Consider the following 19,952-nt stretch of genomic DNA (forward strand, 5'->3'; position numbering starts at 1 on the left):
GGTCAGGGGCAAAGGCAGCATCATCGCCTATACTCTCTTGAACCCGTATGAATTAGCGGCGATAATCCGCTCAATAAAAGGCAGTACCCCAATCCAATCCCTTCCTCGTCGGGTTTAACGACGCGGAGGGGATTTTTTTTAGGCTTTTTTTAACCCCAACCGAGAGGTCAGACAATGAGCACCTTAGGCCACAAATACGATAACTCCCTGGTATCTAATGCCTTTGGTTTTTTGCGTTTCCCGCTGAACTTCCAGCCGTACGATAGCGATGCGGACTGGGTTATCACCGGCGTTCCGTTTGATGCGGCAACTTCCGGTCGTGCGGGCGGCCGCCACGGCCCGGCAGCGATCCGTCAGGTGTCCACCAACCTGGCATGGGAAGGAAACCGCTTCCCGTGGAACTTCGACATGCGCGAGCGTCTGAACGTTGTGGACTGCGGCGACCTGGTATACGCCTTCGGTGATGCCCGCGAAATGAGCGAGAATCTTCAGGCTCACGCCGAGCGTCTGCTGGCTGCCGGCAAGCGTATGCTCTCCTTCGGCGGTGACCACTTTGTGACTTTGCCGCTGCTGCGCGCCCACGCTAAGCACTTCGGTAAAATGGCGCTGGTTCACTTCGATGCCCACACCGATACCTACGCGAACGGCTGCGAGTTCGACCACGGCACTATGTTCTACACCGCGCCAAACGAAGGCCTGATCGATCCGAACCACTCAGTGCAGATCGGTATCCGTACCGAGTTCGACAAAGACAACGGCTTCACCGTGCTGGATGCCTGCCAGGTGAATGACCGCGGCGTGGACGACATCATCGCTCAGGTTAAGCAGATCGTCGGTGATATGCCGGTGTACCTGACCTTTGACATCGACTGCCTGGATCCAGCGTTCGCGCCGGGTACCGGTACGCCGGTGATTGGCGGCCTGACGTCTGACCGCGCTATCAAGCTGGTACGTGGCCTGAAAGATCTGAATATCGTGGGGATGGACGTGGTGGAAGTGGCTCCGGCCTACGACCAGTCAGAAATCACCGCGCTGGCCGCGGCGACCCTGGCGCTGGAAATGCTCTACATCCAGGCAGCGAAAAAAGGCGAATAAGCCTTAGGCGCTGATTGCTGCTGCGCGACGCATGCGCAGCAGCAACATTCCTCCCGCCAGCAGGGTAATAACCTGCGACACAACCAGCACCGAAAAGCCTGAACTGACCGATCCCTCCGATTTCATCACCATTCCCATCAGCAGCGGAATAAAGGCCGCGCAGATATTGCCGATGCCGTTGATTATCCCATACGCGCTGCCAACAGCTTCCCGCGCGGCATGATGCTGAACGACCGCAGGAATGGCCGCCCCCTGCAGTCCCCAGAAGATATTGGCCGAGAGCATAAACAGCGCAAGCCATGCTGGCTGGTGGCTCAGCATCAGTGCGACAACGGACATCGCCGTCAGCAAACCGCCCACCACAAATAGCACCGGCGCCTGTTCCGGGCGCATCCTGTCGAGCAGTACCCCGCCAAGAAATTTAGATCCCAGGCTTAGCAGGAAGGGAATAGCCGCTAACATGCCCGTCGCGTGCAGCGAGAAGTGATGCTCATCACGAAGCCATGCGGGCAGCCATGCGCTGCTGCCCCAGAGATAGCTAAGCGTGGCGACTTCCACCAGAAGGATCCAGCCCAGCAGCGGCGTTTGCCAGGCAAGCGTAAAGGTCTGCACAAATCCCGATTTTTTTATCTTTGCCGTGCGGGGCGGTGCAGGCAGGAAGCGCCAGATTAACCCTCCACCCAGCACCAGATTCATGACCGCCAGTGCGTAAAAAGAACCGGCCCATCCCAGATGGGCCATCAACCATGTCACCAGCGGAAAGCCGACGGCCAGCCCGAGAGAGACGCCCAGCGCGGTAACGGCATTGGGCTTTCCGATCTCTTCGGCCCGGAAGCTATCGCTAATAAAGCGCGTTTTTAGCGAAAACAGCGGCCCTTCGGCAACGCCCAGAATCACGCGGGCAATGAGCATGCCCATTAGCGATCCCAGAAGTGGAGAAATAGCGCAAACCGCAGCCCAAATCGCAATACTGCTTAATAATCCCTGTCGATAATTTAATTTGCTTTCTATAACCGGCGTTAATAATAAAGCCGAAAAACCATAACCCAGGAGAAAGCAGGTCATCAGCATTCCCTGTAACATTCTGTTTTCATTTAGCTGAAAGTGTTCGGCAAATTCCGGATTTAAAATCATTACTGAGATATTCACCCGGTCGATGTAGGAAATAATAATAAGCAACAAAAGTGCTATTGTGCCTTGCCATCTTGCCGTCATTACGCCCGCCTTATATTTTAATTTATTAATATTTTTATCAGTGTGATTGTCACGGGGCTAAAATGATTCACCTGTGAAACTCATTGTTTATAAAGATAAATATTTAAATGTGTTTCACGGGTGAAACAACGTCCCAGCCACATTTATTTATTTTTATGAGTGGGCGAGAAGAAAAGTCAATACCTTTTATCCAGATTTAAGAGAATCAATAAAGCCTATTTATTCACACCTGAAGAATGAATGTTTCATATCTCTGCATTTTTTCGTGATCGCTTGCACAGATAGATAATTAAAACCCTTTCCATTAACAAATACGTCACAAACAGGCTTGACGAAAACGTCCCCGCTTTTATATTGACCGTATTAAATAAGAAACAAAGTTTCATATATGAGACGAAAGCCTGGAGGATCGTGATGAGCTGGATAGGCGTATGTGACGCAGAACAAGTACAGGAAGATTTCCCTTTTAGCGGCAACGTCGAAGGTAAAGAGATCGGCATTTATTTGATTGACGGTGAATATTACGCGCTGGAAGACGTATGCCCGCATGCCTATGCGCTGCTGAGCCAGGGCTTCGTCGAAGACGGTAAGGTGGAATGCCCGCTGCATGAGGCTATTTTCGACGTCAAAACCGGCCAGTGCCTGCACGGCCCCGGTGGGCGCAACCTCAACAGCTACCCGGTTCGGGTCATTGAAAACCAGATCCAGATTACCTTCATCGAGGAGACCGTGGCATGAGTGATTCCCTGAACTTCAACCCGGCGCTGCCGGAAAGTCGTCAGTTTACCCCTCCCGCAGAGGGCGGGAACGGCGCCATCCATAAGCCGGGTGATTACCAGAACTTGATCTGGCAGACCCGCAGCCGCGTACCGGAAAACTGGGAAGTGAGCCTTATCGCTACGCTGGAAGATTTCTTTGAGCAGGGCGTTGAAACCTTGCCGGAGCTGGTTAATGGGCTGAATGCGGTACGGATGCACGATATGCAGGGCGAGCCATGGAGCGACGCCAGCTTCCAGGCATTCTTACGGGTTCACGGCTACTGAGGGCAACGCGATGACGACTACCGTACAAAATTATCTTGATAAAGGTCTGCGTGGCCTCTGGTACCCCGTACTGGCAAGCTGGGAGGTGCAGTCTGCTCCGGTGGGGATTACCCGCCTCGGCGAGCAGATTGTGGTCTGGCGTAATAAGGATGGCCAGGTGCAGGCCCTGGAAGACCGCTGCCCGCACCGTGGCGCGCGCCTGTCGATGGGCTGGAACCTCGGCGATCGTATCGCCTGCTGGTATCACGGGCTGGAAGTGGCGGGCAACGGTGAAGTGAAGGATGTGCCTGCCGTGGAAAAATGTCCTCTGGTCGGCCAGCAGTGCGTGCGCAGCTACAGCGTGCAGGAGGTGCACGGCGCCATTTTCCTGTGGTTTGGCGTAACGGCGGAGCAGCAGCCCGATGAACTGACCTTTCCGGAGGAGCTGGCCGACGGCGAAGCCTACAGCAACTTCTTGTGTACCGCCGCATGGCAATGCAATTACCAGTATGCGCTGGAAAACGTCATGGACCCGATGCACGGCACCTATCTGCACTCGGCCTCGCACTCAATGGCGGAAGGCGACCGCAAGGCCGACATGGTACTCCAGCCGACCAAAACCGGCTTTATCTTTGAGAAAAAAGGCCAGACCGGCGTCAACTTCGATTGGGTTGAGCTGGGCAACACCGGGGCGCTATGGATGCGTCTGTCTATTCCTTACCGCAAGCGCTTTGGGCCGGGTGGGCACTTCTTTATCGTCGGCATGGTGGTGCCGGAAGATAACGACAACTGCCGCGTCTTCTTCTGGCGTATCCGCCGCGTGCAGGGCTGGCAGCGCGATATGTGGCGCTTTATGTATCGCAACCGTCTGGAAAAACTGCATTGGGAAGTCCTGGAGCAGGATCGTGTGGTGCTGGAAAGCATGGCGCCAAATGCCCGCGAACACGAATATCTCTATCAGCATGACGTCGGCCTCTCACGCCTGCGCCGCATGATGCAAAAAGCGGCCAGGGAACAGCTGGCAACCCTCGAAGCAGCGCAGGGCGCGGCCTGATGAACGGGCTGTTGAACGGCAAGCGTGTCGTCGTGACTGGCGCAGCCCGCGGGCTGGGCTATCACTTCGCCAAAGCCTGCGCGGAGCAGGGCGCGGCGGTAGTGATGTGCGATATCCTGGCAGGTGAACTGGCTGAGAGTGCACACGGGCTAAGCGCTCTGGGGTATTCGATTGCCTCCCACGTTATCGATCTGGCCGATCCGCACTCTATTGAACAGGTCTTCAACGCCATTGGTGCCGAAGGGCAGATTGACGGCCTGGTGAACAATGCGGCAATGGCGACCGGCGTTGGCGGCGTGAATATGCTCGATTACGATCCCGATCTATGGGATCGCGTGATGAGTGTGAACGTTAAAGGCACCTGGCTTGTGACGCGCGCCGCGGTACCGCTGATGCGTGAAGGGGCCGGGATAGTGAATGTGGCCTCCGACACCGCGCTGTGGGGCGCGCCACGCCTGATGGCCTATGTTGCCAGCAAAGGGGCAGTGATTGCCATGACGCGCTCGATGGCTCGCGAGCTGGGTGAGAAACGCATTCGTATTAACGCCATTGCGCCGGGGTTAACTCGCGTTGAGGCGACAGAATATGTCCCCGCCGAGCGCCATCAGCTGTATGAAAATGGGCGGGCGTTAACCGGCGCGCAGCTGCCTGAGGACGTCACCGGCAGCGTGGTCTGGTTGTTAAGCGACCTGTCGCGGTTTATTACCGGACAATTGATTCCGGTCAACGGTGGTTTTGTCTTTAACTAAAGGGTGAAGCGAGTATGGCAAACGATCAGGAAGTGAAGTATCTGGTGCCGGGACTTGAGCGCGGCCTGCAGTTACTGCTGGCCTTCGGCGAGCAGCATCGCGAACTGACCTTTGCCGAGCTGCACCGGCTGGTGGACATGCCGAAAGCAACCGCCTATCGCGTGGTGCAAACCCTGGAATACATGGGCTTTCTGGAGCGTAACACGCGCACCAATACCTTCTCGCTGGGCATGAACGTGCTGCGCCTGGGGTTTGAGTACATTGCCTCGCTGGATGTGGCGCAGGTCGGCCAGCCGGTGATTGAACAGCTGCGTGACGTCAGCCAGTGCAGCAGCCATCTGGCGATCCGTGACGGGCGCGACATTATCTACATCGCTCGCGTCAGCGCCGCCGGTTCACGTATCAATCAGGTCAGTATTGGCACTCGTTTACCAGTGCACTGCACGTCGCTGGGACGCATGCTGTTGACCGATATTTCCCGAACTGATTTTGAACTGCTGTTCCCACATGAGCGCCTGCCGGGCAACACGCCGGGGCAGCTTCACGACCGCGAAGCCCTGTGGCAGATGGTGCAGCAGGACAAAGCCCGCGGCTACGTGATTGGCGAATCCTTCTTCCGCCACGGCATCTCTTCCATTGTGTATCCGGTGTATGACCGCAGCGGGCGTGTGGCCGCGGTAGTGAGCATTCTGGTGCCGTCGGAAGAGATCCCACAAACCGACCGCGAGCGTCTACAAAACGACGTCCGTCTGGCGGCAGATAAAATTTCTGGCTTCTTAGGCTATTTGTCACAGGCCAGCTAAATCAGCGAGTTAACGTCAGGCGCTTAAGTGCGTCGGGCATGTTTTACGCCCAATTTGGGCCAGATGAGGCAACGAACGATGAGTATAACCGGAATTGAAAAGCTTGAATTTGGCGTTGAGAACCTGACGCACTGCGCCAAATTTATGCATGATTTTGGCTTGACGGGCGATGCAGACGGCCGGTCTTTCACTACCTTGAGCGGCGCTCGCGTGGAGCTTAGCCCCATTGATAGCCAGGAGCTGCCCCCTGCGTTTGAAGCGGGTAACACCCTTCGTCGCATGACCTGGGCGGTCGCCACGAAGGCTGACCTGGATGCGTTGCGTCCGAAACTGCAGCGGCAGCCCGGTTTTCGTGAAGTGGATGGTGCGCTGGAGTGCCTCGATCCTAACGGTATGACCCTGCGCGTGCAGGTAAGCCAGCAGAAGCCGGTCGATCTTAACGTCGAGCCGATTAACCAGTGGGGCGACGTGCGCCGCGTTGATACGCCAAGCCCGGTTTACGATCGCGCCCAGCCAATCAACGTTGGTCACGTAGTATTTTTTGTCGAAGCGCTGGCGGAGGTGGAGAAGTTCTATCGTGAGGTGCTCGGTTTCCAGGTTTCAGACCGTTACATCAACCGCGCCGTATTCCTGCGCTGCGGCGTGCGCGGGGGCCATCACAACCTCTTCCTGTTACAGCTCCCTAACCGCAAGCGCGGACTTAACCATGTGGCCTTTACCGTGCGTGATATCCACGAGGTGATCGGCGGTGGGATCGCGATGAACAAAAATAACTGGAGCACCTTTATCGGGCCTGGCCGCCATCCGGTTTCGTCAGCCTATTTCTGGTACGTCAACAGCCCTACGGGCGGCGCGTTTGAGTATTACACCAACGATGATTACCTGACCGAAAACTGGCAGCCGCGCGAGCTTGAACACTCTCTGGTCTCCTTTACCGAATGGGCGGTGGAAGGCGGCATCGACCATGACACCCGCCGCCAGCAGAAAAAGCTGGAGTCGGTATGACGTCGCGCATTGTCATAATTGGCGGCGGTCAGGCCGGTGGCTGGGCGGCAAAAACGCTGCGTGATGAGGGCTTTGACGGCGAGATTTGCGTTGTGGCGGAAGAAGAGTGGGATTTCTACGAGCGTCCGCCGCTCTCCAAAGCCTCTCTGCTGGAGCCGGATGCCGTGCTGCCGCGCCTGTTTCCCGAGGAAGTGCAGCAGGCGCTGAACCTGACCTGGTATCGTCCGCTGCGCGCTGAGTCCCTTGATTGCGATACAAAAACGGTACGTTTAAGCAATGGCGAGCACCTGAGCTACAGCACCCTTTTAATCGCTACCGGGGGGCGTGCGCGCTTGCCCGGTAAGGCATGGGCCAACCATCCTCAGGTCTACACCCTGCGTCACTGGCAGGATGCGCAGCGTCTGAAAGCGCGCCTGGCGGGAAGCAAAACGCTGGCGATTGTCGGCGGCGGCTGGATAGGCCTTGAAATTGCCGCCTCCGCGCGTAAAAGCGGCGTGGCGGTCACACTGTTCGAGCAGCAGCCTGCCCTGTGCATGCGTTCTGTCAGCGGCGAGGTTTCTCAGCGATTAGCCGCACTCCATCGCGAGCAGGGCGTGGATATCCGTACCGGCGTTGGCGCGCTGGAGCTTGAGGATGATAACGGTCGGCCGGTTATTCACTGCGAGGGTAAACGTGAAAGCTTCGACGCTGTTGTTGTCGGGATCGGCGTCGATCTCAACCTGGAGCTGGCCCGTGACGCCGGGCTTAACATCGAGCGTGGGATCGTGGTGGATTCACAGGGGCGCACGTCGGATCCGTCCGTCTTTGCCGCGGGTGACGTGGCGCAGCACCATCACTTCGGACTGTGCATTCAGTCGTGGGCATTTGCCCAGAACCAGGCGGTGGCAACGGCCAAAGCGATGCTTAACCCTGATGCGCTGGGCTACGATGACGCGCCGTGGCTGTGGTCGGATCAATACCAGCACAATATCCAGATCCTCGGTATTCCGCAGCCTGGCAGCACAACCACAGTGCGTGAAGATTCGCTGTTCTTCTCGCTGGATGAACACGGACGGCTGACCCAACTGGTGGCGTTTAACGATGCGCGCACCGTCAAGCTGGCGAAACGCTGGATGGCGGCGGGGCGGGATTTATCGGCCGTGCCGCTTACCGACCCGACGTTTTCACTGATGTCACTGCGATAGCTAATCCGCACCCGTAGGGGGAGACATGACCACTTTTGAGACCAACACCGCGCCCGTTGAGGCAGGCGGTGAGGGGACCCGCACGCCTGAAAAAGCGGTGCGCTGGGCTATTCCGTTGTCGCTGCTGGCCTGCGTACTGCTGGCATTTTTCGACAAAATCAGTATTGCGGCGCTTTTTTCCGATAGCCATTTCCAGCAGGCGATGGGCATTGATTTTGATACCACGCGGCTCGGCATTCTGATGAGCGCCTTCCTGCTGAGCTACGGCTTTTCGTCGGTCTTTTTAAGCGGTCTGGGAGACAAAATTGCGCCACTGCGCCTGCTCACCGGCATGATGGCGGTGTGGTGTGTGCTGATGGTGGCGATGGGCTTTACCCATAACTATACGCTAATGATCGTGCTGCGCATCCTGCTCGGCGTGGCGGAAGGGCCACTGTTCCCGCTGGCGTTCGCCATTGTGCGTCATAGCTTCCCGCAGCACCTGCAGGCTCGCGCCACCATGCTGTGGCTGTTGGGTACGCCCGTGGGGGCGGCGATTGGTTTTCCGCTTTCCCTCTGGTTGCTCAACACCTTCGGCTGGCAGAGCACTTTCTTCGTGATGGCGCTGCTTACTGTGCCGGTGCTTATCTTCGTGCGTATCGGCCTGCGCGGGATCCGTCTGGACGCGAAACCTGCCACATCACAGGCTTCTCAGGATGAGCGACGTGCCGCACGGCGCGAGCTGTTTGTCAGCACGCACTTCTGGATCATCTGCATCTTTAACATCGCGTTTCTCACCTACCTGTGGGGCATCAACGGCTGGCTGCCGGGCTACCTGATTAAAGGTAAGGGCATTCACCTGGAGCATGCGGGCTGGCTGTCGTCGATGCCATTTATCGCCATGCTGGCCGGTGAGGTGATTGGCGCATGGCTTTCGGACCGGGTCGATAAACGTGCCGCGGCCTGTTTTATTTCGATGGCAGGGGCTGCTCTTGGGCTGGTGGCGGTGATGCACCTCGATACACCGCTAGCCATTATTGCGGCGATGAGCTTTAGCACTTTTATGTGGGGCACTGGCGCCCCCAACATTTTCGCCCTGCTGGCGAAGGCCACTCACCCGCGCGTAAGCGCTACGGCGGGCGGCATCTTCAACGGGCTGGGAAACTTTGCGGGCGCGCTGTCGCCGGCGGTGATGGGGGCATTGATTGCCTTCACCCACAGCATGGATTCCGGACTGATTTTTCTGGCGGTGATGGCGGCGGTGGGCTGCGTCCTGTTACTGCCGCTGCTGAGACGTTACTGAGGAGAGTGTCATGACTGATTCAACCATAGCTTCAAAACCGGGCGTTAAACCTGAAAACCTGACGATGGAAGAGTGGATCGAGTCGCGTATTGCGCGCTTCGAAGGCCGTAAATACGACTGGAACGCGTTGAAGTTCCAGGCTGATTTCGACCCGAAATACCGCCGCGCGCAGATGCGCTACATCGGCACGGGGGCAACGGGCGTCGCCAGCGATACCAACACGGTTCAGGCAGAACACTTTACCTTCTCCACCATGGTGCTGCCGTCTAAATGTGAAGGGCCTCTGCACCTGCACGATGATGTGGAGGAGGTGTTTTTCATGCTCAAAGGACAAATCACCCTGATGATCCAGGACGGTGATAACTACACCGAAACCGTGCTGCGCGAGCGCGATTTGATCTCCGTGCCGCCGGGAATCTATCGCGGGCTGTTTAACCACGGCGAAGAAGAGGCGCTGATGTGCGTCATGCTGGGGACCAACAAGCCGGAAATCCCGACCTACCCGGAAGACCACCCGCTCTCAAAAGTGAAGCGGGGCTAAGGGGGCGCTATGACGGGCTTTCGTGAACAGGGAAGCGGTATCCCGCTGATGCTGCTGCATGGCATCAGTTCCGGCGCAGCTTCCTGGCATAAGCAGATGTCGCTAAACGGTTTTCGCGTGCTGGCGTGGGACATGCCCGGTTATGGCGAAAACCCAATACTGGCGACCGAGCGTGCGAATGCGGGGGATTATGCCGACGCGCTGGCGGCGATGCTCGACCGCGCAGGCGTCTGGCGGACGGTGCTGGTTGGCCACTCTTTGGGGGCGCTGGTCGCCAGCGCATTTGCCGCGAAATACCCGGAGCGCGTGCTGCATTTAGTGCTGGCGGATGCTGCGCAAGGCTATGGCCAGGCCGCAGCGGAACAGCGCGAGCAGGTGTGGCGCAGCCGGGAGCAACAGATAGCGCTCGGCGGCGAAATTCTGGCGCAAACCCGGGCCGCGAAGCTGCTGCGCCCGGGCGCGCGGGCCGAAGATATTGGCACGGTAGCGGCGGGGATGCGCAGGCTGTGTGTCGATGGCTATCTGGCCGCGGCCTGGATGCTGGTACATGACGATATCCACGGCTGGCTAAAGCGTTATTCCGGCGCGTTTGAAGTCTGGTGCGGGGAGCAAGATGCCATTACCCAGCCGGAGCTGGTGCAAGGGCTGGCTCTTCGCTATGGCATGCCTTTTATTAGCATCCCGCAGGCCGGGCATGCCAGCTATCTCGATAACGACGCATTTTTTAACCAACAGCTTTTACGCATTAACGAAGAGGTGCGCGATGAATGCACAAATTGACGGGCGTATAGCGGTAGTCACCGGCGGTTCTTCCGGCATTGGCTTTGAAACGCTGCGCCTGCTGCTGGGCGAAGGGGCAAAAGTGGCCTTCTGTGGCCGCGACCAGGACCGCCTCGCCAGCGCGCATGCGGCGCTGCAAAACGAATATCCCGATGGGGAGATTTTCTCTTACCGCTGTGACGTGTTGAATGCCGATGAAGTCCTGGCGTTTGCGGATGCGGTGAAATCCCGCTTTGGCGCAACGGATATGCTGATCAACAACGCCGGGCAGGGTTATGTGGCGCATTTCCATGACACTCCGCGTGAGGCGTGGCTGCACGAAGCCGGGCTCAAACTGTTCGGCGTCATCAACCCCGTTCAGGCGTTTCAGCCGCAGCTGGAGCAATCGGATATCGCTTCTATTACCTGCGTGAACTCCCTGCTGGCGCTCCAGCCGGAGGAGCACATGATCGCCACCTCTGCGGCCCGTGCGGCGCTGTTGAACATGACCCTTACGCTCTCAAAAGAACTGGTGAGTAAAGGTATTCGGGTGAACTCGATTCTTCTTGGCATGGTGGAATCCGGGCAGTGGCAACGCCGCTTTGAAGAGCGCGCGGATAAAAGCCAGAGCTGGCCGGAGTGGACGGCGGGAATTGCTCGTAAACGCGGCATTCCGATGGCTCGTCTCGGCAAGCCGCAGGAACCTGCCCAGGCGCTGCTGTTCCTTGCCTCGCCGCTGGCCTCGTTTACCACCGGTGCCGCGCTGGACGTTTCCGGCGGTTTTTGCCGTCATCTGTAAGGACACATCATGAAAAAGATCATGTTAATTGGCTATGGGGCAATGGCGCAGGCGGTGATTGAGCGTCTGCCTGCTCAGGTTGCCATCGGCTGGATTGTGGCACGTGAATCTCACCATGCCGCTATTCGGGCTCAGTTTGGTGATGCGGTGCTGGCACTGACCTCGCCGATGGCGTGCACGGACACGCCCGATCTGGTGCTGGAGTGTGCCAGTCAGCAGGCCGTGGCGCAGTATGGCGAAGAGATTTTGCGGAGGGGCTGGCATCTGGCGGTGATTTCTACCGGGGCGCTGGCGGACAGCGCGCTGGAACAGCGCCTGCTTCACGCGGGCGGCAAGCTGACCCTGCTCTCCGGTGCAGTGGCAGGCATTGACGGCCTGTCTGCGGCAAAAGAGGGCGGGCTTGAACGGGTGACCTATCAGTCTCGTAAAAGCCCGGCCAGCTGGCGCGGCAGCTACGCAGAGCAGCTTATCGATCTTAATGCAGTATCAGAAGCGCAGGTCTTCTTTGAAGGCAGCGCCCGCGAGGCGGCGCGTCTGTTTCCGGCCAATGCCAACGTTGCTGCTACCGTGGCGCTCGGCGGCATAGGGATGGATGACACCCGCGTGCGGCTGATGGTTGACCCGGCCACGAAGCGCAACACCCACACGCTGCACGTTGAAGGCGTGTTTGGCGAGTTTCATCTGGAGCTGAGCGGCCTACCGCTTGCCGGTAATCCAAAAACCTCCACTCTGGCGGCACTCAGCGCGGTACGCGCCTGCCGCGAACTGGCCCGGCGCTGAGGAACCATGATGGAAGAGTTGAATATTTTCATCGGCGGCCAGTGGCGACGCGGCGGCGGCACCCTGATGCAGAGTCATTTTCCCGCTGACGGTTCGCTGAACGCCACGCTGAACGCCGCCAGTCTCGACGATCTGCAGGACGCGATTGAGGCCGGCGAGCGCGCGTGGCGGGATCCTGCATGGCGAAACAGTCTGCCTCACAGCCGTGCAAAGATCCTGCACAGGGTGGCGGATCTGATCGAATCTCGGCTAGATGAGCTGGCACGCCTGCAGAGCCGCGATAACGGTAAGCCGCTGGCGGAAGCGCGTGGGCTGGTGATGAGTGCGGCGGGAACTGCGCGCTATTTTGCTGCTGCCTGTGAGCTGCTGGAGGGCGAATTGCCCACGCCACGGCAGGCTGACTTACTGACGCTGAGCCGCTATGAACCGCTGGGTGTGGTGGCAGCCATTACGCCGTGGAATTCGCCTATTGCCAGCGAAATGCAGAAAGTCGCCCCTGCTATTGCGGCCGGTAACGCAGTTATCCTCAAACCCGCGGAAGCCACGCCGCTGATGGCGCTGGAGCTGGCGCGAATTTTTGAGCAGGCCGGGCTACCCGCCGGGCTGCTCAGCGTATTACCGGGCAAAGGTTCAGTGATTGGCGATGCGCTGGCGCGTCACCCCAAGGTGCGGAAGATCTCCTTTACCGGAGGAACCACCACGGGCCGCCATTTGGCGCACGTGGCGGCTGAAAAGCTTATTCCTGCTTCACTGGAACTGGGCGGTAAATCCCCGACCATCGTTTTGGAAGATGCCAACATTGAGCAGGCCGCGCGTGGGATCTGCTACGGCATTTTCAGCTCGGCGGGGCAGGCGTGCATCGCGGGTTCGCGCCTGTTCGTGCATGAAAGCGTTTATCCGCAGCTGATGGCGCGACTGCTGGAACTCACGCGCGGGCTGCGCATCGGTAATCCCTTCACTGACGGCGTGCACATGGGGCCGTTAATTAACGACAGGCACCGTCAGAGCGTGCAGGACTACGTCGAGCTGGCGAAGCGTGAAGGCGGGCGCTTGCTGTGCGGCGGGGAGATCCCGGCCGATCCACAGTTGGCAAACGGCAGTTTCTTCCTGCCTACGATCGTTGAAGGACTGACCAATAGCGCTCGCGCTTGCCAGGAAGAGATCTTCGGCCCGGTGCTGGTCGTCATGCCGTTTAGCGATGAGGCGGCGCTGATTCGCGAGGCTAATGACTCGGTTTATGGCCTTGCGGCAGGGATCTGGACGCGCGATACAGGCCGTGCCCTGCGCCTGAGTGAGCAGTTGGAAGCGGGCACGGTGTGGATCAACACCTACAAAGTTTTTGCTATTTCGACCCCGTTTGGGGGCTTTAAAGAGAGCGGTCTGGGCCGCGAAAAGGGCATTCAGGGGCTGAAAGCCTGGATGCAGCAAAAGAGCATTTATCTGGCGACGGGCAACGGCGTCAACCACTGGTGCGACTGAGAAAAGGGTGAGCAATGAGTGAAATGATAACCGTCGGCGACGCCATCGCCAGAACGCTGGAACAGTATAAGGTTGAGGCCATTTATGGCGTCATCTCTATTCATAACTTACCTATCGCGGATGCGGTGGGGCAGCGCGGGAATATCCGCTTTGTCCCGGCGCGCGGTGAAGCGGGTTCTGTCACTATGGCCGACGCCCACGGGCGTTTTTCCGGCCTTGGCGTGGCGCTAACCAGCACCGGTGCGGGCGCAGGTAACGCGGTGGGCGCGCTGGTTGAAGCGATGAATGCCTGCACGCCGCTATTGCATCTGACCGGTCAGGTGGAGAAAGCCTGGCTGGATGCCGACACCGGGTTTATCCATGAAACCCGCGATCAGCTGACCTTCCTGAAGGCCAGCTCAAAACGGGCGTATCGCATCAGCAATGCCAACCAGGCGATGGCGATTCTGCATAAAGCCATTCAGGAGGCGCAGACCCCGCCGTGTGGACCAGTCTCTGTCGAAATCCCGATCGATATTCAGGGGGCGAAGATCCCGCTGTCGCTGGTGACGGCACCGGTAAAAGCGGCTTCGGCTTCAACCGTAGATGCCACGGTTGTCGATACGCTGTGGGCGCAGCTAAAACAGGCGAAACAGCCGCTACTGTGGCTGGGCGGCGGGGCTCTGGGCTGCTCAGAAGCAGTGAAAAAACTGGCGGATGCGGGGATTACCGTTATCTCCAGCACCCATGCGCGCGGCGTGCTGGCGGACAGCCACCGTGCCAGCCTGCGAGCGTTCCATAACTCGCCGTCGGTTGAGGCTCTCATCGCGCAGTGCGACTTTACGCTGGTGGCCGGTTCACGCCTGCGCAGTAACGAAACCCGCTCGTGGACGCTTGAACTACCGCATCCGCGCGTGCAGGTTGATATCGATCCGGCGGCGGCGAGCCGTAACTACCTGATGGACAACACCCTCGTGGCTGACTGTGCTTCGCTGATGGCCGCCCTGGCCGATAAAGCGCAGGGGCGTGAATGGGGCGATGCCCATTGGGATGCTCAGGTGCAGGAGGCGGTAGCCAAAGCGGATCAGGGGCTACGGGAGCAGTGCGGGGCCTATGCGAAGCTCAATGATGCTATCGAGAAAGCGTTACCGAAAGATGGCCTGCTGGTACGCGATATTACCGTTTCCGGCAGCCTGTGGGGCAGCCGTTTGTTCCGCGCGCACGGGCCGCTGATGAACATCCACTCCCTCGCAGGGGCGATCGGTATGGGTCTGCCGATGGCCATCGGCACCGCGATTGCTAATCCACAGCGTAAGGTAGTGGGGCTGGTCGGCGATGGCGGCTTGAGCCTGAACATGGGAGAACTGGCGACACTGGCGCAGGAGAAAGCTAACGTCACGCTGCTGGTGATGAACGATGGCGGTTACGGCGTGATGCGTGGCATTCAGGATAAGTATTTCGGCGGGCGTCAGTATTATAACGAGCTGCATACGCCGGATTTCACCCAGCTTGCTCAGGCGATTGGCCTGCAGGCCTGGAGCGTGGAACGGGCTGAGGATTTTGACTCGGTGATGACTGAAGCTCTGGCGATGCCGGGGCCTTCGGTCGTAGAAGTGCGAATGGGGCTGATAGGTGCCCTGAAGTTCGCCGGGCCACCGCAGAAGACGCTTTACTAAGGTATTGGCTGTGGCGCTCTTCTTGAACTGTTCGGGGAGAGCTTAGGCAGATGTTCTGGGCAGGGTTAACACGCTTAGCCCTATAACGATCGACCTGTTATTCAGGCCGATCGTTGCCACATATTTATTTAATCCCGTCCGCCGCCATACGGTCGCGGATGTGCTGGGCACGCGCGGCAGACGCCGGGTGGTCGTCCAGCATGGAGCTTTGACGGCCTTCGTCGAGCTTAGCCAGTTTCTCAAAGCTGGTGGCAAGGCCGGTCGGGTTGATACCACGTTTGCGCAACAGATCGTAAGAGTAGTCGTCAGCCTCGGACTCCTGGCGCTGGGAGAACTGAGCGTTGACCAGTTTTTCGCCTAAATCCCCAAGCTGAGACTGCGACAGGTTGCCAATCACGCCGCCCGCAGATGCCGCTGCAACACGTGCTGCGTTAGCCCCGAGCGCGACCTGCATACCTTTTTTCACGTGGCCGAGCGCGACGTGCCCCATTTCGTGGCCAATCACCGCTTCGACTTCGTTGTCATCCATGATGTCCATCAGGCCGCTGTAGACGCGGATACAGCCGTTCGCCATGGCGAAGGCGTTGACGTCCTTGGTGACGTACACCTTGTAGTTGACCGGCAGGCCGTTGATGTTATCGCCCAGCGCGGAGGCAATTTTGTTCAGCCGCTGGGTGTAGGGGCTGTCTGCCGGGGCAATCGTGGCTTTGCTGTCCTGCTGCTTGCAGGCGTCATCGCTCAGGGTTTTGACCTGGGCATCGCTTAGCGTGTAGGCCTGGAAAGCTTCGGCTCCGGAGGTAAGTAGCCCGTTGGAGTCCATTCCCTGGCAGCCGCTCAGCAGGGCCGCGACGCTCAGGCTCAATAATATTGGGCGCATCTTCATGGCCATTTTTCCTTTCTTTATAATAGGTAAAAACAGAATCGGATTTACCGCAGGCGAGGCGGCTCCACACTCAGTATAAAGAAGAATAAATGGCCTGCGCATCAGGTTGCGCAACTTGCGAGCGTTATCCAGAGATTTCTTACCCTGTCAACGGCGCGCCGCATGTACATGACCATTCCCCTGGTGTACATTGTTGTCACATTTTCGGGCGTAGCCCATAACGCATCGTAGTCAAGGCGCGATCTTCAACCATCCGATCTGGAGTCAAAATGTCCTCTCGTAAAGAGCTTGCCAATGCTATTCGTGCGCTCAGCATGGACGCAGTACAAAAAGCCAAATCCGGTCACCCGGGTGCCCCTATGGGCATGGCCGACATTGCCGAAGTCCTGTGGCGTGATTTCCTGAACCATAACCCACAGAACCCGTTATGGGCTGACCGCGACCGCTTCGTGCTGTCCAACGGCCACGGTTCTATGCTGATTTACAGCCTGCTGCACCTCAGCGGTTATGACCTGCCGATTGAACAGCTGAAAAACTTCCGTCAGCTGCATTCTCAGACTCCGGGCCACCCGGAAGTGGGCTACACCGCAGGTGTTGAAACCACGACTGGCCCTCTGGGTCAGGGCATCGCGAACGCGGTCGGTATGGCTATCGCGGAGAAAACGCTGGCGGCGCAGTTCAACCGCCCAGGACACGACATCGTGGACCACTTCACCTATGCATTCATGGGTGATGGCTGCATGATGGAAGGCATCTCTCACGAGGTTTGCTCTCTGGCCGGTACCCTGAAGCTGGGTAAACTGGTTGCTTTCTATGACGACAACGGCATCTCCATCGACGGCCACGTTGAAGGCTGGTTTACCGACGATACCGCGAAACGCTTTGAAGCCTACGGCTGGCACGTAGTGCGCGGCGTAGACGGTCACGACGCGGCGGCTATCAAACGTGCGGTAGAAGAAGCGCGCGCTGTTACCGACAAACCTTCCCTGCTGATGTGCAAAACCATCATCGGTTTCGGTTCCCCGAACAAAGCCGGTACTCACGACTCCCACGGCGCACCGCTGGGTGATGCAGAGATCGCACTGACTCGTGAAGCGCTGGGCTGGAACCACGCGCCGTTCGAAATCCCTTCTGACATCTATGCGCAGTGGGATGCGAAAGAAGCAGGTCAGGTTAAAGAAGCGGCCTGGAACGAGAAGTTCGCTGCCTACGCCAAAGCCTTCCCGCAGGAAGCCGCTGAGTATACTCGCCGCGTGAAAGGCGAAATGCCGGCTGACTTCGATGCAAAAGCAAACGAATTCATCGCTAAGCTGCAGGCAAATCCATCCAAAATTGCCAGCCGTAAAGCGTCTCAGAATGCTATCGAAGCGTTCGGCCCGCTGTTGCCAGAATTCCTGGGCGGCTCCGCTGACCTGGCGCCTTCTAACCTGACTATCTGGTCCGGTTCTAAAGCGATTAACGAAGATACCGCCGGGAACTACATCCACTACGGCGTGCGCGAATTCGGTATGACCGCGATTGCCAACGGTATCTCCCTGCACGGTGGTTTCCTGCCGTACACCTCTACCTTCCTGATGTTCGTAGAATATGCCCGTAACGCGGTGCGTATGGCTGCGCTGATGAAACAGCGTCAGGTGATGGTTTATACCCACGACTCCATCGGCCTGGGCGAAGATGGCCCGACTCACCAGCCGGTTGAGCAGGTTGCTTCCCTGCGCGTGACCCCGAACATGAGCACCTGGCGCCCATGTGACCAGGTTGAGTCCGCGGTGGCGTGGAAATACGGCGTTGAGCGTCACGACGGCCCGACCGCACTGATCCTTTCCCGTCAGAACCTGGCTCAGCAGGATCGTACCGAGCAGCAGCTGAAAGACATCGCTCGCGGTGGCTACGTGCTGAAAGACTGCGCGGGTCAGCCTGAGCTTATCTTCATCGCTACCGGTTCCGAAGTTGAGCTGGCCGTTGCGGCATGGGACAAGCTGACTGCCGAAGGCGTGAAGGCGCGCGTGGTTTCCATGCCGTCTACCGACGCGTTCGACAAGCAGGATGCCGCTTACCGTGAATCAGTGCTGCCGAAAGCCGTTCCTGCTCGCGTGGCTATCGAAGCCGGCATCGCTGACTACTGGTACAAATACGTTGGCCTGAACGGCGCTATCGTTGGCATGACCACCTTCGGTGAGTCTGCTCCAGCGGAACTGCTGTTCGAAGAGTTTGGCTTCACCGTGGAAAACGTGGTGAAACAGGCTAAAGCGATTCTGTAATCCGTCTCGCTAAATATGAGGGTCGCTTCGGCGGCCTTTTTTTATGCCGATTATTCCACTAATGCCCTGTTCTTTATTCCACCACTGCGGCGTTGAGTTGCAGTTATTCCACCAAAACTGTGATGTGCGTCAGAAGTTGAGCTGAGCATATTGGGGTATCGTTCCTTTTATTCCCGCTTTCGCTTAACATAGCTGAAGCGTTTCAGTCGAATAAATGTTCGACAATTAAGCAAACAAGTGCAGTTTCATGAGTGCGAGGATTCCCCTCGGGCGGTTGCTGGATTACTCTGTCAGCCACTAAATCCCAGGGATTCTGGCAGGAGAGATATGACCGTACGCATCGCTATTAATGGCTTCGGTCGCATTGGGCGCAACGTGGTACGTGCTTTGTACGAATCTGGTCGCCGTGCGGAAATTACCGTGGTAGCAATCAACGAACTGGCAGACGCTGCGGGTATCGCGCATCTGTTGAAGTACGATACCAGCCACGGCCGCTTTGCCTGGGATGTGCGCCAGGAGCGCGAAGTCCTGTTTGTGGGCGATGACAGCATTCGCCTGCTGCACGAACCGACCATTGAGGCGCTGCCATGGCGCGAGCTTGGCGTTGATATCGTGCTGGACTGTACCGGCGTATTCGGCTCCCGCGCTGACGGTGAAGCCCACCTCGCGGCAGGGGCGAAAAAAGTGCTGTTCTCGCACCCTGGCGGCAACGATCTCGATGCTACCGTCGTTTATGGCGTTAACCATGAACTGGTCGAAGACAGCCACCGCATCGTCTCCAACGCCTCCTGCACCACAAACTGTATTATTCCGATTATTAAACTGCTGGATGAAGCGTTTGGCATTGAGTCCGGGACGGTCACGACCATCCACTCGGCGATGCACGATCAGCAGGTTATTGACGCCTATCACCCCGATTTACGACGCACCCGCGCGGCGAGTCAGTCGATCATTCCGGTGGATACGCGTCTTGCAGCCGGTATCACGCGTATTTTCCCACAGTTCAATGACCGTTTTGAGGCCATTGCGGTGCGTGTACCGACGATAAACGTCACGGCAATTGATTTAAGCGTCACGGTCAAAAATTCGGTAAATGCATGTGAAGTCAACCACTTGCTGCAAAAAGCGGCACAGGAAGCATTTCATGGTATAGTTGACTATACGGAATTACCGTTGGTCTCTACTGATTTTAACCACGATCCGCACAGTGCAATCGTCGACGGCACGCAAACGCGGGTCAGTGGGCAACATCTGATTAAAACTCTAGTCTGGTGTGATAACGAATGGGGCTTTGCCAACAGGATGCTCGATACCACGTTGGTTATGGCTCAATGGATTTCAGGTAAGGCGCACGTTGCGTCTGCAAAACTTTAAGAATCAACGAGA

At 57.8% G+C, this 19,952-nt stretch carries 19 protein-coding genes; 17 read left to right on the plus strand and 2 right to left on the minus strand.

Annotation, left to right across the window (positions count from 1 at the left end; genetic code table 11):
- The first annotated feature begins 174 nt into the window (after nucleotides 1-174).
- Entirely contained in the window at nucleotides 175-1,095 is a 921-nt protein-coding gene (gene speB / locus HX778_RS06840; RefSeq protein ID WP_038479002.1) for an agmatinase, read from the plus strand.
- A 3-nt stretch (nucleotides 1,096-1,098) separates the two neighbouring features.
- Here speB and HX778_RS06845 read toward each other — a convergent pair whose 3' ends face one another.
- Complete coding sequence (locus tag HX778_RS06845; protein WP_038479005.1) at nucleotides 1,099-2,310, minus strand: MFS transporter; 1,212 nt, start codon at nucleotides 2,308-2,310, stop codon at nucleotides 1,099-1,101.
- Between the two features lie 414 nt (nucleotides 2,311-2,724).
- Between HX778_RS06845 and HX778_RS06850 the strand changes: the two genes are divergently transcribed.
- The 14 genes from HX778_RS06850 (at nucleotide 2,725) to HX778_RS06915 (ending at nucleotide 15,422) form a co-directional block, all read left to right on the plus strand.
- A complete protein-coding gene (locus HX778_RS06850) occupies nucleotides 2,725-3,048 on the plus strand; it encodes a non-heme iron oxygenase ferredoxin subunit (protein WP_038479008.1) in 324 nt (107 codons plus the stop codon).
- A complete protein-coding gene (locus HX778_RS06855; RefSeq protein ID WP_176981580.1) occupies nucleotides 3,045-3,353 on the plus strand; it encodes a recombinase-like helix-turn-helix domain-containing protein in 309 nt (102 codons plus the stop codon). The genes HX778_RS06850 and HX778_RS06855 overlap by 4 nt, the downstream gene beginning before the upstream one ends.
- A 10-nt stretch (nucleotides 3,354-3,363) precedes the next feature.
- A complete protein-coding gene (locus HX778_RS06860) occupies nucleotides 3,364-4,386 on the plus strand; it encodes an aromatic ring-hydroxylating dioxygenase subunit alpha (protein ID WP_176981581.1) in 1,023 nt (340 codons plus the stop codon).
- The gene (locus tag HX778_RS06865) at nucleotides 4,386-5,135 is read left to right on the plus strand and encodes an SDR family oxidoreductase (RefSeq protein ID WP_176981582.1); all 750 of its coding nucleotides are present in this window, start codon (nucleotides 4,386-4,388) and stop codon (nucleotides 5,133-5,135) included. Before HX778_RS06860 ends, HX778_RS06865 begins: the two co-directional genes overlap by 1 nt.
- A gap of 14 nt (nucleotides 5,136-5,149) precedes the next feature.
- Nucleotides 5,150-5,938 (plus strand): IclR family transcriptional regulator, encoded by a 789-nt coding sequence (locus HX778_RS06870; protein WP_038479020.1) that lies wholly within the window; start codon nucleotides 5,150-5,152, stop codon nucleotides 5,936-5,938.
- 78 nt (nucleotides 5,939-6,016) lie between these two features.
- Complete coding sequence (locus HX778_RS06875; RefSeq protein ID WP_038479023.1) at nucleotides 6,017-6,943, plus strand: VOC family protein; 927 nt, start codon at nucleotides 6,017-6,019, stop codon at nucleotides 6,941-6,943.
- Nucleotides 6,940-8,127 (plus strand): NAD(P)/FAD-dependent oxidoreductase, encoded by a 1,188-nt coding sequence (locus tag HX778_RS06880; protein WP_176981583.1) that lies wholly within the window; start codon nucleotides 6,940-6,942, stop codon nucleotides 8,125-8,127. The genes HX778_RS06875 and HX778_RS06880 overlap by 4 nt, the downstream gene beginning before the upstream one ends.
- A gap of 25 nt (nucleotides 8,128-8,152) precedes the next feature.
- A complete protein-coding gene (locus tag HX778_RS06885) occupies nucleotides 8,153-9,409 on the plus strand; it encodes an MFS transporter (RefSeq protein WP_038479029.1) in 1,257 nt (418 codons plus the stop codon).
- A gap of 10 nt (nucleotides 9,410-9,419) precedes the next feature.
- Nucleotides 9,420-9,950, plus strand: a complete 531-nt coding sequence (locus HX778_RS06890) for a cupin domain-containing protein (RefSeq protein ID WP_038479032.1) — start codon at nucleotides 9,420-9,422, stop codon at nucleotides 9,948-9,950.
- A 9-nt stretch (nucleotides 9,951-9,959) separates the two neighbouring features.
- Nucleotides 9,960-10,730: an alpha/beta fold hydrolase gene (locus HX778_RS06895; RefSeq protein WP_176981584.1), complete on the plus strand. Its 771-nt coding sequence runs from the start codon at nucleotides 9,960-9,962 to the stop codon at nucleotides 10,728-10,730.
- Nucleotides 10,714-11,508: an SDR family oxidoreductase gene (locus HX778_RS06900; RefSeq protein WP_038479038.1), complete on the plus strand. Its 795-nt coding sequence runs from the start codon at nucleotides 10,714-10,716 to the stop codon at nucleotides 11,506-11,508. Before HX778_RS06895 ends, HX778_RS06900 begins: the two co-directional genes overlap by 17 nt.
- Before the next feature lie 9 nt (nucleotides 11,509-11,517).
- Nucleotides 11,518-12,288 carry an aspartate dehydrogenase gene (locus tag HX778_RS06905; RefSeq protein ID WP_176981585.1) on the plus strand — a complete coding sequence of 257 codons (771 nt, stop codon included), beginning with the start codon at nucleotides 11,518-11,520 and terminating at the stop codon, nucleotides 12,286-12,288.
- Nucleotides 12,289-12,297: 9 nt separating this feature from the next.
- On the plus strand, nucleotides 12,298-13,767 hold the full coding sequence (locus HX778_RS06910) for an aldehyde dehydrogenase (RefSeq protein ID WP_176981624.1): 1,470 nt from the start codon (nucleotides 12,298-12,300) through the stop codon (nucleotides 13,765-13,767).
- 14 nt (nucleotides 13,768-13,781) lie between these two features.
- Complete coding sequence (locus HX778_RS06915; RefSeq protein ID WP_176981586.1) at nucleotides 13,782-15,422, plus strand: thiamine pyrophosphate-binding protein; 1,641 nt, start codon at nucleotides 13,782-13,784, stop codon at nucleotides 15,420-15,422.
- A 124-nt stretch (nucleotides 15,423-15,546) separates the two neighbouring features.
- Here HX778_RS06915 and HX778_RS06920 read toward each other — a convergent pair whose 3' ends face one another.
- Nucleotides 15,547-16,305 (minus strand): M48 family metallopeptidase, encoded by a 759-nt coding sequence (locus HX778_RS06920; protein ID WP_176981587.1) that lies wholly within the window; start codon nucleotides 16,303-16,305, stop codon nucleotides 15,547-15,549.
- 269 nt (nucleotides 16,306-16,574) lie between these two features.
- Between HX778_RS06920 and tkt the strand changes: the two genes are divergently transcribed.
- A complete protein-coding gene (gene tkt, locus HX778_RS06925; protein ID WP_176981588.1) occupies nucleotides 16,575-18,566 on the plus strand; it encodes a transketolase in 1,992 nt (663 codons plus the stop codon).
- Nucleotides 18,567-18,893: 327 nt separating this feature from the next.
- Nucleotides 18,894-19,940, plus strand: coding sequence for an erythrose-4-phosphate dehydrogenase (gene epd / locus HX778_RS06930; protein WP_038479056.1), 1,047 nt, complete (start codon nucleotides 18,894-18,896; stop codon nucleotides 19,938-19,940).
- Nucleotides 19,941-19,952 lie beyond the last annotated feature (12 nt).

This window comes from Cedecea sp. P7760 (assembly GCF_013386425.1).
GTDB lineage: Bacteria > Pseudomonadota > Gammaproteobacteria > Enterobacterales > Enterobacteriaceae > Cedecea > Cedecea selenatireducens.